This window comes from Variovorax sp. J22P240 (genome assembly GCF_030316855.1).
Taxonomy (GTDB): Bacteria; Pseudomonadota; Gammaproteobacteria; order Burkholderiales; family Burkholderiaceae_C; genus Variovorax.
Genome location: NZ_JASZYR010000002.1, coordinates 465026 through 480395 on the forward strand (window position 1 = coordinate 465026; position 15370 = coordinate 480395).

The window sequence follows — 15370 nt, forward strand, 5'->3', positions numbered from 1 at the left end:
TCACCGGGTGCGGATCGCGGTCTTGGGGCGGAAAGCCTTGCAGACCGCGTCGTCGGTTTCCAGGTAGGGCCCGCCGATCAGGTCGATGCAATAGGGCACTGCAGCAAAAATGCCCTGTACCGTCTGGGTGCCGTCCGCGTTCTTCAGCCCTTCGAGCGTTTCGGCGATCGACTTGGGCTGGCCCGGGAGGTTGATGATCAGGCTCTGGTTCCTGATCACGGCGACCTGCCGCGACAGAATCGCGGTGGGCACGAAGCGCAGGCTGATCTGCCGCATCTGCTCACCGAAGCCCGGCATTTCCTTGTGCGCCACGGCGAGCGTCGCCTCCGGCGTCACGTCGCGCAGCGCCGGCCCGGTGCCGCCTGTCGTCAGCACCAGCGAACAGCCTGCGTCGACCAGTTCGATCAGCGCTGCGCTGATGCCGGCCTGATCGTCAGGGATCAGGCGCGACTCGAAGGTGATCGGATTGCGCAGCGCGCGCTGAAGCCATTCCTGCAGCGCGGGCAGGCCCTTGTCCTCATAAACGCCGCTCGATGCGCGGTCGCTGATTGACACGATCCCAATACGTACGGATTCCACCGAAGCCTCCTACGCCAGACTAAAAACACCGCGGAACCGGCTTTGCCGGGCCGCTGGTGTTGCCCCCGGTGAGGGGGTGGGCGGCCACACGAAGTGGGCAAGCCTGGGGGAGAGCCCAAGTCCAGTCATGCATCTTCCTCGCGCGACTGAGCGGCGGCTTCGGCCGCGTGGTCGTCCGCGCCATGCACGCCCAGTTGTGCGCGTACGAGCTGGAACACCTCGCGGTAGGCCTTGCCCTGGCGCGGCGCTTCGCCGGGCGGGCCGGCCTTGATGTCCTTGCGCGCCTGGCGGATCAGGGCGCGCAGCTGCTGGGCGTCGGTGCCGGGGTGGGTTTCGATCCAGCCGCCCAGCGCGTCGTCGTCAGCGATGAGGCGATCGCGCCACCGCTCGGCGTCGTGAAGCACGGCGGTTTCCTGCGCGGGGCCGCGGTTCTGCTCGTCGAGCGCCGAGCGGACCGTGTCGAGCGTGGCGGCGTCGAGGCCGCGCATCAGCTTGCCGATGAACTGCATCTGGCGGCGCTTGCCCTCGAAGTTGGTGATGCGTTTGGCTTCTTCGATCGCGTCCTTCAGCTTGTCGCCGAGGTCGAGCTTGTCGAAGAGCCCGGCGCGCAGCGCGAGCAGCGCTTCGCCGAGCGCCTGAAGTTCGGCGCTTTCGCGTTTGAGGTCGGTCTTGCTTGCCGCGTCGGTGCCTTTGAGCTCACGCTTGAGTTCAAGGTCGAGTTCGCTGCCTTCGGCGACGAACTGGCCGCGGACGAAGTAGCCTTTTTTAGGTTTGCGGGACATAGAGGCAATCGTTGGCCGCACCATCGGGAGCTGGGGGCGCAAGTATCATAGCCAACACATGACCACATCTTCCTCGCGCGCCGATTCCGGCTTCGCCTACAGCCGTTCTTTCTTCGAAAACCTGGTCGACTCGGCCTTGGCCCACGCCAGGAAGCTCGGAGCGACCGATGCCGGCGCCGAGGCGTCCGAGGGCTGCGGCCTGAGCGTCTCCGTGCGCAAGGGCGAGCTCGAGAACGTCGAGCGCAACCGCGACAAGTCGCTCGGCGTCACCGTGTACGTCGGCCACCGCCGCGGCAATGCCAGCACGTCCGACTTCTCCGAGGCCGCCGTGGCGCAGACCGTTCAGGCGGCCTACGACATTGCGCGCTTCACGGCCGAGGATCCGGTCAGCGGCCTGCCCGACGAAGCCGATATCGCAAAGGAACAGCCCGATCTGGACCTGTTCCATCCGTGGGACGTCACCAGCGAGCAGGCCGCCACGATGGCGCTCGAATGCGAAGCGGCCGCTTTGTCGACCGACAAGCGCATCACCAACAGCGAGGGCGCGGGCGTCTCGGCGCAGCAGAGCCACTTCTTCAGCGCTCACACGCGCGGCTTCCGCGGCGGCTATGCCAGCTCACGGCATTCGATCTCGGTGGCGCCGATCGCCGGCAAGGGTGACGAGATGCAGCGTGACGCCTGGTACAGCTCCATGCGTTCGGCCGAAGAGTTGGCGAGCCCGCAAGCCGTCGGCCGCTATGCGGCTGAGCGTGCGCTGAGCCGCCTCAAGTCGCGCAAGATCAAGACGACCGAGTGCCCGGTGCTGTTCGAGTCGCCGCTGGCGGCCGGATTGCTCGGTGGCCTTGTGCAGGCCACGAGCGGTGGCGCGCTCTATCGCAAGAGCACCTTCCTGCTCGATTCGCTGGGCAAGCCGGTGCTGCCCAAGCACATCGACGTAGTGGAGGATCCGCACGTGCTGCGCGGCAAGGGCAGCTCGCCCTTCGATGACGAAGGCGTGGTCACGCGCAAGCGCAAGGTGGTCGATGGGGGGCGGCTCGAAGGCTATTTCCTGAGCACCTATTCGGCGCGCAAGCTGGGAATGAAGACCACCGGCAATGCCGGCGGCTCGCACAACCTGACGCTGACCTCGCGGCTCACGAAGAAGGGTGACGACCTCGATGCGATGCTCGCCAAGCTCGGCACCGGCCTGCTGGTGATCGAGCTGATGGGGCAGGGCGTCAACTACGTGACGGGCGACTACTCGCGCGGCGCGAGCGGCTTCTGGGTCGAGAAGGGGCGGATCGCGTTCCCGGTGCAGGAGATCACCATCGCCGGCAACCTCAAGGACATGCTGATGGGTATCGAAGCCGTCGGCGCCGATGCGTACAACTACGGCGCAAAGACCACCGGGTCGCTGCTGATCAACCGGATGAAGGTCGCAGGGAGCTGAGCTTGGTTGCGCCGGCCGGCTGCCCGGCGCGGCAGCCGGCCCTGTCCGGGCCTGTCGCGCCACATGGAGTTCGCATCGAGGCGGTGACGCTGGTGCGCGGCAACGAGCGGGTCTTCGACGATCTGACGCTGAACCTCCAGGAGGCGCGGATCGGGCTGATCGGTGACAACGGGGCCGGCAAGAGCAGCTTGTTTCGTCTCATCAGCGGGCTTGATGCGCCACAGCAGGGACGCGTCGTCCTGTCCGCCAACGAATCGCAGGAAGACCGTCGCCGGCGGCCATCGCCGCACGTGGGGCTCATGTTCCAGAACCCCGACGACCAGATCATCTTTCCGACCGTGGCCGAGGAGTTGGCCTTCAGCCTGACGGCGCGCGGGCAAACGCGGGATGTTGCACGGCAACAAGTGCGCGAGTTCCTCGCACGGCGCGGAATGGACGCCTGGGCCGGACGTGCCATCGGCGAGCTGAGCCAAGGCCAGCGGCAGCAGGTGTGCCTTCTGGCCCTGCAGATCAGCGAACCGGCGACGCTGCTGCTCGACGAGCCGTTCGCGAGCCTCGATCTGCCGAGCCAGGCACGGCTGGCCGCGCAACTCGAAGCGACGCAGCAGCAGGTCATCCTGTCGACCCACCTGCTCGAACACGTGCACGGTTTCGAGCGCGTGTTGTGGCTGGAACGCGGCAGCGTGCGTGCCGACGGTCCGGGTCACGAGGTCTGCGAGGCCTATGCCGAGTACGTGCGCCAGCGTGTGCGGGCCGAACAGGGCAGGCATGCGTAGCCTTTATTCGGCGCAGCGCACCTGGCTCCACGCGATCCCGGCGTGGATCAAGCTCGTGCTCCTGTCCGTGTGCGGCACGCTCCTGGTGCTGGTCGACCGGCCGATGTACCTGGTCGTCGCCTGCGTCGCGGTGCTGCTGGTCTTCGTCTCTCTCGGGCCGGCCGCATGGCGACGCCTGCGCGTGCTGGGTGGCGTGGCCATCGCCGGCGGACTGATCCTCGTCTTTCACTGGGCACTGGGCACCACCTGGCTCGGCGCGGCGAGCGCCCTGCGGCTCGCCAGCGCGGCCACGCTGGCCCTGATGCTCACGTTGAGCACTCGCTTCGAGGACCTGCTGGCTGTTCTCGAGGCCATCCTGCATCCGTTGCAGCGCATCGGCGTTCCGACCGAACGGATCGCGCTCGGGCTGGGGCTGATGCTGCGCTTCGCCGAGAACTTCTATGTCCAGTGGCAGCGGCTCGACGACGCCTACCGTGCCCGCACGGGCCGCGGTGGGGGTCTGCGGCTGTTGGCGCCGCTGACGATCCGCACCCTCCAGACTGCCGAGCGCGTGGCCGATGCGCTGGCCGCGCGGCTGGGCCGATGAACCCCTGGTCTCCCGCCCCGATTCACGACTGACCTTTCCATGACCTCGAACTCAACCCTCGCTTCATCCCGATCCCTTTCCTACATCGCGCTGTTCGCGGCCTTGATGGCCGTGTTCGGCCTGATCCCGAAGGTCGACCTGCCCTTCGGCGTGCCCATCACTCTGCAGTCGCTGGGTGTGATGCTGGCGGGCTGCCTGTTAGGGCCGCGCCGCGGTTTCCTCGCCATCGCGTTGTTCCTGCTCGCGGTGGCGCTGGGCCTGCCCCTGCTGCCCGGCGGCCGCGGTGGGCTGAGTGTGTTTGTCGGGCCGACTGCGGGATTTCTGTTCGGATGGATGTTCGGCGCCGTCGCCTGCGGCCTGACGATGCGCCTGCTGGCGCATCGCCTCGACGGTGCGACCGGCGCGGGCCTGCTGGCGTCGGCCTTCCTGTCCTGTGCGGTCGGCGGAATCGTCGTGGTCTATGCCTTCGGTATCGTCGGGCTCTCGTGGGTCGCCAGCATGCCGCTGTCGAAAGCGGCGCTGGCGATGCTGGTCTTCATCCCCGGCGACTTGATCAAGTGCGGCATCTGCGCGATGGTCGTGCAGACCGTGATGCGAGGCATGCCGGGCTGGCGTCTGGGACGCGATTGACGCGACGTTGCAGACGGAGCTATGGCTCCCGGCGACGCCTGAAAACCGTCGCCGAAACGTAGTCCTTGCGCGGCCCGCGTACCGTGTGCCGGATGGTGAAGCTGCCGTCGACGAGGAAGCGGTAGGCGCTGTCATAGGTGTCGGGCGTGCACAGGTGGGAAGCCGAGCCGGCCAGTGCGTCCGCGTCGCGCACGATCCTGATGCGATGGAAGAGGCGGGGCGGCTCCTCCTCGAAGTAGACCGCGAAGCCGCCAGCGGCACGCTCGAAGCGGTATTCGCGATGAGCGTCGAGCTCCTTGCCGTCGGCCAGCCGGATTCGGCCGTCTTCACGGTACTTCAGCATCGTGGCGTGCTGTGGTGTGAACACCGCGATGCCGGCCATGGTGGCCTGCTTCTCGATGGTCCGGACCAGGTCCCAGGTGCCTTCGAGCCCATTGAAGACCTCATCGGCGCTGCCCCACGGGGAGATGCGGGGCATCAGTCCGCGAGGGCTTTCCGAACCTTGGCGATGGCCCGGACGTAGGGGTCGGCAAAGGCGTCCAGCGGGGCACCCGGAGCCAGCCAGCTGAAGCTGAAGACGAGACCGTCTTCTTCGGGGCTGCCCATGGCCACATGGTCGAATGCCTCGGGCAAAGGTGCTTGGTGGTGCATCAGGAACAGGTGCCACAACTGCGGATGGCGGTACTTGTTGCCTTCGATGCCAGCCTCGCAGTAGCGATCGATGGTGCCGAGCGGCACCAGTTCTCCGGTGAAGTGGATACCCGACTCCTCCTGCAACTCGCGGCGCACCGCGTCCTCAGGTGCTTCGCCGTGCTCGATGGTGCCTTTCGGCAACTGCATGCCTTTGTCCTCGGGATGGTGGAACACCAGAAGGCGGCCGTTGGCGTCCACCAGGCAGGCACAGGCCTTGAGGACAGGGCTTGGCGTCACGCTCAGCTGCCCGAGAGCGCGGCCTTGACGGCGGCGCTGACCTGGCCCATGTCGGCCTTGCCGGCCAGGCGCGTCTTGACCACGCCCATGACCTTGCCCATGTCGCCCGGGCCCTTGGCGCCGAGCTCGGCGACGATCGCCTTGACTTCGACAGCCACTTCGTCGGAGCTCATGCGCTGCGGCAGATAGACCTCCAGCACCTTGATCTCGGCGGCTTCCTTGTCCGCCAGATCGGTGCGGCCGCCCTGAGTGAACGCGGTCACCGAGTCCTTGCGCTGCTTGACCAGCTTGTCGACGATGGCCACCACCGCGGCGTCGTCGAGCACGATGCGCTCATCGACTTCTTTCTGCTTGAGGGCGGCGAGCAGCAGGCGGATAGTGCCCAGGCGCTCCGAGTCCTTGGCGCGCATCGCGGTCTTCATGTCTTCGGTGATCTGGTCCTTGAGACTCATGGCTGGCTTTCGTAGGCGGTCAAAAAACAAAAGCCGCGGCAGGTATTCCTGGCGCGGCTCGGAAGCTGCTGAACCGGGCGTTGGCCTGAAGCCAACGCGGCAGGTGCTTAGTACAGCTTCTTGGGGAGCTGCATGCTGCGCACGCGCTTGTAGTGGCGCTTGACGGCTGCTGCCTTCTTGCGCTTGCGCTCGGCGGTCGGCTTTTCGTAGAACTCGCGGGCACGCAGGTCGGTCAGCAGGCCGAGCTTTTCGATGGTGCGCTTGAAGCGGCGCAGCGCGACGTCGAACGGCTCGTTTTCTTTTACGCGGATGGTGGTCATTTAAGAATCGGTTGGTTGAATTTGGCCTGGGGAAGATCGGGCCCCGGGCCGGGGTTCCTCAACTGAAATGGAGTAGGCCGTTGAGGGGAGGCCAAAGTTAGCCAGACATTATAGCGTCAGCTTTGGAGTCGAGCGCCAGCGCCTGGGCGCACGCATGGGCACTGGCCCAGGCCCACTGGAAGTTGTAACCGCCCAGCCAGCCGGTGACGTCCGCCACCTCGCCGATGAAATACAGGCCCGGTTGCTTGGATTCCATGGTTTGCGACGACAAGTCGCGCGTGTCGACGCCGCCCGCCGTGACCTCGGCCTTCTTGTAACCCTCTGTACCGCTCGGCGTGATCTGCCAACGCGTGATGCGCTCGGCCAAAGCGGCTAGCGCGCGGTCGGCGGCCTCGTTGATCGGGCGCTGCAGGGCGGCGTCCTGTCCGACCCAGGCGTCGGCGAGCCGCGATGGCACCAGTCCCGAAAGTTCGTTGACGATCCGCTTGCGCGAACGCTGTTTGGCCTCGCCGAGCGAGGTGGCGACATCGGTCCCGGGTGCGAAATCGATCGTGAGCGGTGCGCCCGGCCGCCAGTAGCTCGAGATTTGCAGCACGGCCGGGCCCGACAGGCCGCGGTGCGTGAAAAGCAGGTCCTCGAGGAAGCTCATTCGCTCTTTCTTGCTTCCAGTCTCGATGTGCACTGGCAGGGCCAGCCCCGCCAGCCCGGCGTACGGTTCCCAGGCCTCGCCGCCGAAAGTCAATGGCACGAGCGCCGGGCGCGGCGTGACGACGCGCAATCCGAACTGGGTGGCGATCCGGTAGCCGAAGTCGCTGGCGCCGATCTGCGGGATGGAGAGCCCTCCAGTGGCAATCACGAGGCGCGGCGCCTTGACGCTGCCGCGGCTGGTTTCCATCTGGTAGCCACCCTGCTCCGAGAACGCGATGTCGCCCACGCTGCACGGCTGCCAATGAGCGACGTGGCCCGCCGCGCATTCGGCCAGCAGCATGTCGATGATCTGCTGCGAGGGGCCGTCGCAGAACAACTGGCCCTTGTGCTTTTCGTGGAAGGCGATTCCGTGGCGCTGGACCAGTTCGATGAATTGCTGCGGCATGTAGCGCGACAGGGCCGAGCGGCAGAAGTTCGGGTTGTCGCCAATGAAATGCCGCTGCGGCGCGCGTACGTCCAGGTCGCGATTGGTGAAGTTGGCGCGCCCGCCGCCAGAAATGCGGATCTTCTCGGCGATGCGCTCGTTGTGGTCGAGCAGCAGCACCTTCAGCCCACGCTGGCCTGCGAGGGCTGCACAGTACAGGCCCGCGGCGCCCGCTCCAATGACGACGACGTCGAAGCTGCTCAACGTGCCATGTCCATCAGCCGCATCAGGTGCCGAAGCGCGTTGCCGGCACACCGGCCGCAGCCAGGCCGCGCAGCACGTCGCCCACGATGATCACCGAAGGGCTTGCCAGCCCAGCGGCAGCGATATCGCGGCGCAGTCGGGAAAGCGTGGTTGCAATGTGACGCTGCTGCGGCAGGGTCGCGTGCTGGATCACGGCCACTGGCGTGTCGTCCGGCAATCCGTGAAGCAACTGGTCCTGGATGTGCGCGACGCCGGAGACGCCCATGTAGATCACGAGCGTGAGCCGCGCGTCGCGCGCCGTCGCGGCGAGTTGTTGCCAGTTGGTCGGATGCTCTTCGGCCGAATGCCCCGTCTTGGCGTGGCCGGTGACGAACACGACGCCCTGCGCGTGGTCGCGGTGCGTGAGCGGCACGCCGAGCGCCGTGACGGCAGCCAGTCCGGCCGTGATGCCGTTGACGACGCGCGCCTCGATGCCGGCTTCGCGCAGGTGCTCGACCTCTTCGCCGCCCCGTCCGAAGATGAAGGGGTCGCCGCCCTTCAGGCGCACGACGGTCTCGCCTTCGTGCACCGCGGTGATCATCAGGCGCTCGATGAAAGCCTGCGGTGTGCTGCGGCAGCCGCCGCGCTTGCCCACGTGCACGATGCGTGCGCCGGGGCGGGCATAGGCCAGGATCTCATCGCTGACGAGGTCGTCGACCAGCAGCACCGTCGCGGCCTGGATGGCCTTCACGGCCTTGACGGTGAGCAGTTCCGGGTCGCCGGGACCGGCGCCGACCAGAGTGCAACTGCCTTGATGTGAGAGGTTGCTCATTCGGTTTCCACCTGTTCCGCTTCTTGAGCCAGTTGAGCCAGTTGCGCCAATTGCAGGATCTGCGCCACCTGCTGGGCGATCGCATCGGGCACCGGGGTCTCGCCCGCGAGCACCCGCCGCGTGTAGTCGGCCGTTGTCGCGATGTCGATTTCCCTGGGCAAGCCGGGAACCTCGGTTTGGGTGCCAGGCTGCTGGGCCTGCAGTTCCACGCGCCGGCCGTTCACGAAGCCGTCGACCTGCGCGATGCGGCGGGGGTCGGCCGCGCTCTCGCCTTCGAGGCCGCGCGACAGCAGGGCAGTCATGCCCATCAACTCGAAGGTTGCAGCCATCGATTCGGCGTAGGCCGGATGCGTGTAGCTGCCGATTACCACGCAGGTGCCTGCACTTGGCAGCATCAGCTTGACGACGCTGTGCCCCGGATTGCGCAGGCCGACCACGCGGCGGACGTCCAGCAGGCGCTTGAGACCAGGGCTCAACAACTCCGTGGGTGCGAAGACGACTTCGCCGTCCTGGATGGGCCGGACGGCGGCGAGCGCCGGCACACCCAGCGCGGCAAGCACATTGGAGGCCAGCACCCGTGTCGACTCCGTGGCCGTGCCATGCACCAGCACCGGCAGCCCTTCGCGGGCGAGCAGGAACGCCAGCAGCGGCGTGAGCACCGGCAGCCGACGCGCTCCGTTGTAGCTGGGCACCACGATCAGCGGGCGAACGGTGGCCGGAAAACGCGCCAGCCGGGCATGCGTCGCATCGAGGAAGCCGGCCATTTCTTCGGGCGTTTCGCCCTTGATGCGCATCGCCAGGCAGAAGGCGCCGATCTCCAGATCGGTGACGGTGCCGTCCAGCACCTGACCGAACAGGTCGAGCGCCTGCTCGCGGTTGAGTGGCTTCGCGCCGCGCGCGCCGCGGCCGATTTCCTTGATGTACTGGCTGATTCCCATGGGTGCCTGGATTGTCCCGCATGACTTATGCCGCAAATTGAGCGTGCTTATGCCCCGAAGCGCAGGAGGGTCGGCGGTGAGAGCGTTGGACGGAGAGTTCACGGCGCCTCCGCCAGCGCCGGCGTCGCACCGGCGCGCACCATCCGCTTGAGTTCGGGCAGGCAGGAGCCGCAATTGGTGCCGCACTTGAGCGTGGCCTGGAGCTTGGCAAGGCGTTCGTCGTCGGTGCCTCGAATCAGGACGACCTGTTCGCTGATCGCCGTTTGCGTCACGCCGAAGCAGCTGCAGATCACCTTGCCGCGCGCGGCCACGCCGCTGGGAGCCGAGGCACCGGGACGCAGGAGTTGGCGACCGAAGGCCTGGGCCGGCAAGCGGTCTTGCAGCAATGCCTTGATCCAGGCCTCGGCTCGGGTGTCGCCTCCCAGCAGGAAACCTTCCAGGTGGGCATCCGCGCCGTCGCGCACCAGGCGGACGGCGCGACGTTGTCCGCGTTTGACGTCGGCATAGCGCAGGGTATCCGCGCCGTCCAGTGCGAGCAGTCCTTCGATCTGCGCGAGCAATGCGTCGTCCGCTGCCTCGTGCGCCGCCGCGCGGAAGAGGATGCCCGTGCGATCCGCGCCGCTGCCTGCCAATGCGCCGCCGGTACCGAAAGGCACGCAGCTCGCAAAGGGAAAGCTCTGCATCAGCTTGCGAAGTGCCGCCACGGTATGCAAGGCCGCTTCCTGAGGCAACCAGGCCGCGGCGAGCAGCGACCAGGGCAGCTCGGCCTTGAGGATCTTCACGGCGGCATGCTTGAGCTCGGGCTGCTTCGAGTCGGGGCAGAAGCTCGGCGTCGTCAGCGCGTTGACGCCCGCCAGCAGCGTGCCCGTGCTGGACGAGCCGCTCAGGTATTCGCCGCCCCAGTGCATCGCGATGAATGCCTGGCTCAGGCCGACCTCGCTGCTTGCCGCGACGGGCACCACGATCGAGCCGCGGCGCGATGTCACGTGCACGAGATCGCCTTCGGCGATCTGGCGGCGCGCCATGTCCTGCGGGTGCATCTGTACCGTGGGTTCAGCGGCGTGGCCGAACAGGCGGCCCAGTGTGCCGGTGCGGCTCATGCCGTGCCACTGGTCGCGCAGGCGGCCCGTGTTGAGAGAGAAGGGGTACCGCGCCTCCCGCGCCTCCGTCACCGGCTTGTAAGGCGTGTCGACGAAGCGGGCGCGGCCGTCGGGCGTCGGGAAGATTCCATCTTCGTAGAGGCGCGCGCGGCCGGTGGATTCGCCTTCGCGCAGCGGCCATTGCTGCGGCGCGGCTTCGATCATCGCGTAGCTCATGCCCGTGATGTCGAGGTCGCGGCCGCGGGTCGATTCGCGGTGCTCGTTCCAGACCGACTCGGCATCGGGGTAGGGGAAGAGGGTGTTCGTGCGGCCCAGCTCTTCTTCGAGCCGGCGCGCGAAGGCCACGCCAATCGTCCAGTCGTCGCGGGCTTCGCCGGGTGCGGGCACGGCCGGCCGCACGCGCGAGATCCGACGTTCGCTGTTGGTGACGGTGCCTTCCTTCTCGCCCCAGGTGGTGGCGGGAAGCAGCAGGTCGGCGAAGTCGCAGGTGGCGGTGGTCGAAAAGGCTTCCTGCACCACGACGAACTCGCAGCGTTGAAGCGCGCGTCGCACGGTGGCCTGGTCGGGCATCGACTGCGCCGGATTGGTGCAGGCGATCCAGAGCGCACGGATTTCGCCGTCGGCGGCGGCCTGGAACATCTCGACCGCCGTCTTGCCCGGCTGCTGTGGAACGTCCGGCACACCCCACAGCGCCGCGACTTCGGCGCGATGCTGCGGATTCGCGAGGTCGCGATGCGCCGAGAGCAGGTTGGCAAGACCGCCCACTTCGCGACCGCCCATCGCGTTCGGCTGCCCGGTGAGCGAGAAGGGCCCGGCGCCGGGTTTGCCGATCTGGGCGGTCGCCAGATGCAGGTTGATCAGCGCCGCGTTCTTGGCAGTGCCGGAAGAGGACTGGTTGAGTCCCTGGCAATAGAGGCTCAGCGTCGCGCCCGAGGTCGCGAAGAGGCGCGCTGCCTGCAACAGGTCGTCCTTCGAGATGCCGCAGACTTGCGCCACATGATCGGGCGTGCAGTCGCGCACCGTGGCCTTGAGCGCGTCGAAGCCGCTGGTGTGCTCGGCGATGTAGCGCGCATCGGTCCATCCTTCCCACAGCATCAGGTGCAGCATGCCATTGAAGAGCATCACGTCGGTGCCCGGCTGGATGGGCAGGAACAGGTCGGCGATCTCCACCGTGTCGGTGCGCCGCGGATCGGCCACGATGATCTTCATCGCCGGATTGGCCGCCTTCGCGTCCTCGATGCGCCGGAACAGGATCGGATGCGCCCAGGCCGTGTTGCTGCCCACGATGAAGATGCACTCGGCACGCTTCAGGTCGTCGTAGCAGGCGGGCGGGGCGTCGGCGCCGAGCGTCTTCTTGTAGCCCGCGACTGCGCTGCTCATGCACAGTCGCGAGTTGGTGTCGATGTTGTTGGTGCCGACGAGGCCCTTGGCGAGCTTGTTGAAGACGTAGTAGTCCTCGGTCAGCAACTGGCCGGAGACATAGAAGCCCACCGCGTCCGGGCCGTAGTCGCGGATGACCTGCGAGAACTTCTCGACAGCCACGTCCAGCGCGCCATCCCAGCTGATCGCTGCGGGTGCGGAGCCGCGCGTGGCCCGCTGCATCGGCTGCAGCAGTCGCGTCTGCATCGTGACCGCGGCGCTGGCCGTCAGATGCAGCGTCGAGCCCTTGGTGCACAAGCGGCCGAAGTTGGCGGGGTGCTCGGGATCGCCGCGCACGCCGGTGATTTGCGCGCCATCGGACTCGATGATCACGCCGCAGCCCACACCACAGTACGGGCAGGTCGAGCGTGTTTCCTTCATGGCTTTCCCTCAGGCCGCAACGGTGCGCTTCGGTCCGGCGACGGGCCGGGGGAGATCGATGGCGTGCGACGCCAGTTCGACGGCATCGAGGTGCACCACGCCATCCGCGAGCTTGACCGCGAAGCGCGGCGTGCAGCCTTCATCGGGCGATTTCGCGCAGCCGTCGTCGAGGCCGATGGCCCAGTTGTGCAGCGGGCAGGCCACGCTGGTGCCGAAGACGATGCCCTGGCTCAGGGGACCGCCCTTGTGCGGGCAGCGGTCGAGCAGCGCGAAGACCTGGTTCTCGGCATTGCGGAACACCGCGACATCGACGCCCGCTGGCCGGCTCACGCGGCGTGCGCCGAGCACCGGGATGTCGTCGACGCGGCAGATGACTTTCCATTCGCTCATCGCGTTTCCTTTCAAGCGACCTGCGCAGCGCTGTCGGTGACCACGGCGACAGGGGTGAACTGGCGCACGTCGACGGAGGCCTGGCTCGACTCGAACCACGGATCGGGCTCGCCATCGAGTGCGAACTGGAGACGTTCCCAGAGTGCCTTGCGGCCTTCCGCGTCTTCGAGGATCTTCTTCTTCACGTAGTCGAGGCCGACACGCCCGACATAGTGCACCGTGCGCTCCAGATACCAGCCTTCCTCGCGGTAAAGCTGCAGGAACGCGCCCGCGTACTCCATCACTTCCTCGGAGGTCTTCAGCTTCACGAGGAACTGCGCGACCTCGGTCTTGATGCCGCCGTTGCCGCCGACATAGATTTCCCAGCCCGAGTCGACGCCGATCACGCCCACGTCCTTGATGCCGGCCTCGGCGCAGTTGCGCGGGCAGCCCGAGACGGCGAGCTTGACCTTGTGCGGCGAGTACATCGCCCACAACGCGCGCTCCAGGTCCTTGCCCATCTGCGTCGAGTCCTGCGTGCCGAAGCGGCACCACTCGCTGCCCACGCAGGTCTTCACCGTGCGCAGGGACTTCGCGTAGGCAAAGCCCGAAGGCATGCCGATGTCCTTCCAGACCCCTTCCAGGTCTTCCTTCTTCACGCCGAGCAGGTCGATGCGCTGGCCGCCCGTGACCTTGACCGTCGGGATCTTGTACTTGTCGGCCGCGTCCGCGATGCGCCGCAGCTCGTCGGGCGTGGTGTGGCCGCCCCACATGCGCGGGATCACCGAATAGGTCCCGTCCTTCTGGATGTTGGCGTGGCTGCGCTCGTTGATGAAGCGGCTCTGCGGATCGTCCTTCGCCTCCTTGGGCCAGGTCGAGATCAGGTAGTAGTTGATGGCCGGCCTGCAGGACGAACAGCCGTTGGGCGTGCGCCAGCCGAGGTTGCGGTACACCTCGTCGTGCGTGAGGTAGTGCTCCTTGCGGATCGCGTCGCGCACGTCCTTGTGGCTCACGTCGGTGCACCCGCAGACGGCCTTCTTCTTCGGCGTCGCGGAGTAGTCGCCGCCCGCCGTGAACATCAGGATCTGCTCGACCAGACCGGTGCACGAACCGCAGGACGCGCTCGCCTTGGTGTGCTTCTTGACTTCTTCGAGGGTGAACAGTCCCTTGTCCTTGATCGCCTTGCAGATCGTGCCCTTGTTGACGCCGTTACAGCCGCAGACCTCGGCATCGTCCGGCATCGACGCGGCCTTGCTATGGCCTTCGTGGCCGGTGTCGCCGATGTTCGATTCGCCGAACATCAGCTTGTCGCGGATGTCGTGCACGCTGCGGCCGTCGCGCAGCAGCTTGAAGTACCAGCTGCCGTCGACCGTGTCGCCGTAGAGGCAAGCGCCGACGAGCTTGTCGTCCTTGATCACCAGCTTCTTGTAGACCCCGCCGAAAGGGTCGCTCATCACGATCTCCTCGGTGCCTTCGCCACCCATGAATTCGCCGGCCGAAAAGAGGTCGATGCCGGTGACCTTGAGCTTGGTCGAGGTCAGGGAGCCCATGTAGCGGCCGATGCCGAACTGCGCCAGATGGTTGGCCGCCACCTTGGCCTGTTCGAAAAGCGGCGCCACGAGGCCATAGGCGATGCCGCGATGCGCCGCGCATTCGCCGACCGAATAGATGCGCGCGTCGGTCACGGTCTGCATGGTGTCGGTGACGACGATGCCGCGGTTGACGTGCAGCCGGGCCTTCTCGGCCAGTTCGGTGTTGGGCCGGATGCCGACCGCCATGACGACCAGGTCGGCCGCCACCTCGGTGCCGTCCTTGAAGCGGATGGCCTTCACCCGACCGTCCTCGCCGCCGACCAGTTCCTGCGTCTGGGCCCCCAGGAGGAACTTGAGCCCGCGGTCTTCGAGTGACTTCTGCAGCAGCTTGCCGGCGACGTCGTCGAGCTGGCGCTCCATCAGCCATGGCATGACGTGCACCACGGTGACGTTCATGCCGCGCAGCATCAGGCCGTTGGCCGCTTCGAGGCCCAGCAGGCCGCCGCCGATGACCACCGCGTTCTTGTGCGTGCGGGCGGTCTCGATCATGTAGTCGGTGTCGGCGATGTCGCGGTAGGCAATCACGCCCTTCAGGTCCTTGCCCGGGACCGGCAGCATGAATGGGTTGGACCCGGTGCACATCAGCAGGCGGTCGTACGCGGCCTCGGTGCCGTCCTCGGCACGCACGATGCGCTTGACGCGGTCGATCTCGACCACCTTCTTGCCGGCGTGCAAGGTGATGTGATTCTCGGCGTACCACTCCCAGCTGTTGAGCACGATCTCATCGATCGTCTGCTCGCCCGCGAGCACAGGCGACAGCAGGATGCGGTTGTAGTTCGGGTGAGGCTCGGCGCCGAACACGGTGATGTCGTAGAGGTCGGGCTCGATCTTGAGGAGCTCTTCGATCGTGCGCACGCCGGCCATGCCGTTGCCGACCATCACGAGTTTCATCTTCTTCATGGGGCTGGACCTTTCGTCGATTCAATCAAGCGGGCTGCCC

Annotated in this window: 16 protein-coding genes; 4 read left to right on the top strand and 12 right to left on the bottom strand. The window is 66.8% G+C overall.

From position 1 onward, the window contains the following. Both mog and yjgA read right to left on the bottom strand, forming a co-directional pair. Positions 1–579: a molybdopterin adenylyltransferase gene (mog, locus tag QTI24_RS09120; protein ID WP_286599874.1), complete on the bottom strand. Its 579-nt coding sequence runs from the start codon at positions 577–579 to the stop codon at positions 1–3. 125 nt (positions 580–704) lie between these two features. Beyond that, positions 705–1361, bottom strand: coding sequence for a ribosome biogenesis factor YjgA (yjgA, locus tag QTI24_RS09125; RefSeq protein WP_286599875.1), 657 nt, complete (start codon positions 1359–1361; stop codon positions 705–707). Between the two features lie 58 nt (positions 1362–1419). Between yjgA and pmbA the strand changes: the two genes are divergently transcribed. The 4 genes from pmbA to QTI24_RS09145 are packed head-to-tail and all read left to right on the top strand — an operon-like array spanning position 1420 to position 4782. Beyond that, a complete protein-coding gene (pmbA, locus tag QTI24_RS09130; protein WP_286599876.1) occupies positions 1420–2790 on the top strand; it encodes a metalloprotease PmbA in 1371 nt (456 codons plus the stop codon). 2 nt (positions 2791–2792) lie between these two features. After that, on the top strand, positions 2793–3566 hold the full coding sequence (locus QTI24_RS09135; protein WP_503011228.1) for an energy-coupling factor ABC transporter ATP-binding protein: 774 nt from the start codon (positions 2793–2795) through the stop codon (positions 3564–3566). Beyond that, a complete protein-coding gene (locus QTI24_RS09140; RefSeq protein WP_286599877.1) occupies positions 3559–4152 on the top strand; it encodes a CbiQ family ECF transporter T component in 594 nt (197 codons plus the stop codon). The genes QTI24_RS09135 and QTI24_RS09140 overlap by 8 nt, the downstream gene beginning before the upstream one ends. A gap of 39 nt (positions 4153–4191) precedes the next feature. Further along, a complete protein-coding gene (locus tag QTI24_RS09145; protein WP_286599878.1) occupies positions 4192–4782 on the top strand; it encodes a biotin transporter BioY in 591 nt (196 codons plus the stop codon). Between the two features lie 19 nt (positions 4783–4801). Here QTI24_RS09145 and QTI24_RS09150 read toward each other — a convergent pair whose 3' ends face one another. From QTI24_RS09150 to nirB, 10 genes are all read right to left on the bottom strand, one after another. Then, entirely contained in the window at positions 4802–5260 is a 459-nt protein-coding gene (locus QTI24_RS09150; RefSeq protein ID WP_286599879.1) for a DUF6314 family protein, read from the bottom strand. After that, on the bottom strand, positions 5260–5712 hold the full coding sequence (locus QTI24_RS09155) for an NUDIX domain-containing protein (RefSeq protein WP_286599880.1): 453 nt from the start codon (positions 5710–5712) through the stop codon (positions 5260–5262). Before QTI24_RS09155 ends, QTI24_RS09150 begins: the two co-directional genes overlap by 1 nt. A 2-nt stretch (positions 5713–5714) precedes the next feature. After that, the gene (locus tag QTI24_RS09160) at positions 5715–6164 is read right to left on the bottom strand and encodes a GatB/YqeY domain-containing protein (protein WP_286599881.1); all 450 of its coding nucleotides are present in this window, start codon (positions 6162–6164) and stop codon (positions 5715–5717) included. A gap of 107 nt (positions 6165–6271) precedes the next feature. After that, positions 6272–6484, bottom strand: coding sequence for a 30S ribosomal protein S21 (rpsU, locus tag QTI24_RS09165; protein ID WP_007833691.1), 213 nt, complete (start codon positions 6482–6484; stop codon positions 6272–6274). A gap of 97 nt (positions 6485–6581) precedes the next feature. Beyond that, a complete protein-coding gene (locus QTI24_RS09170) occupies positions 6582–7820 on the bottom strand; it encodes a BaiN/RdsA family NAD(P)/FAD-dependent oxidoreductase (RefSeq protein ID WP_286599883.1) in 1239 nt (412 codons plus the stop codon). Positions 7821–7842: 22 nt separating this feature from the next. Further along, a complete protein-coding gene (cobA, locus tag QTI24_RS09175) occupies positions 7843–8631 on the bottom strand; it encodes a uroporphyrinogen-III C-methyltransferase (protein ID WP_286599885.1) in 789 nt (262 codons plus the stop codon). Continuing rightward, a complete protein-coding gene (ybiB, locus tag QTI24_RS09180; protein WP_286599887.1) occupies positions 8628–9569 on the bottom strand; it encodes a DNA-binding protein YbiB in 942 nt (313 codons plus the stop codon). Before ybiB ends, cobA begins: the two co-directional genes overlap by 4 nt. 98 nt (positions 9570–9667) lie before the next feature. Further along, positions 9668–12469, bottom strand: a complete 2802-nt coding sequence (locus QTI24_RS09185; protein WP_286599888.1) for a nitrate reductase — start codon at positions 12467–12469, stop codon at positions 9668–9670. A 9-nt stretch (positions 12470–12478) separates the two neighbouring features. Then, entirely contained in the window at positions 12479–12859 is a 381-nt protein-coding gene (nirD, locus tag QTI24_RS09190) for a nitrite reductase small subunit NirD (protein ID WP_286599889.1), read from the bottom strand. 11 nt (positions 12860–12870) lie between these two features. Continuing rightward, on the bottom strand, positions 12871–15330 hold the full coding sequence (gene nirB / locus QTI24_RS09195; protein WP_286599890.1) for a nitrite reductase large subunit NirB: 2460 nt from the start codon (positions 15328–15330) through the stop codon (positions 12871–12873). Between the last annotated feature and the right edge of the window lie 40 nt (positions 15331–15370).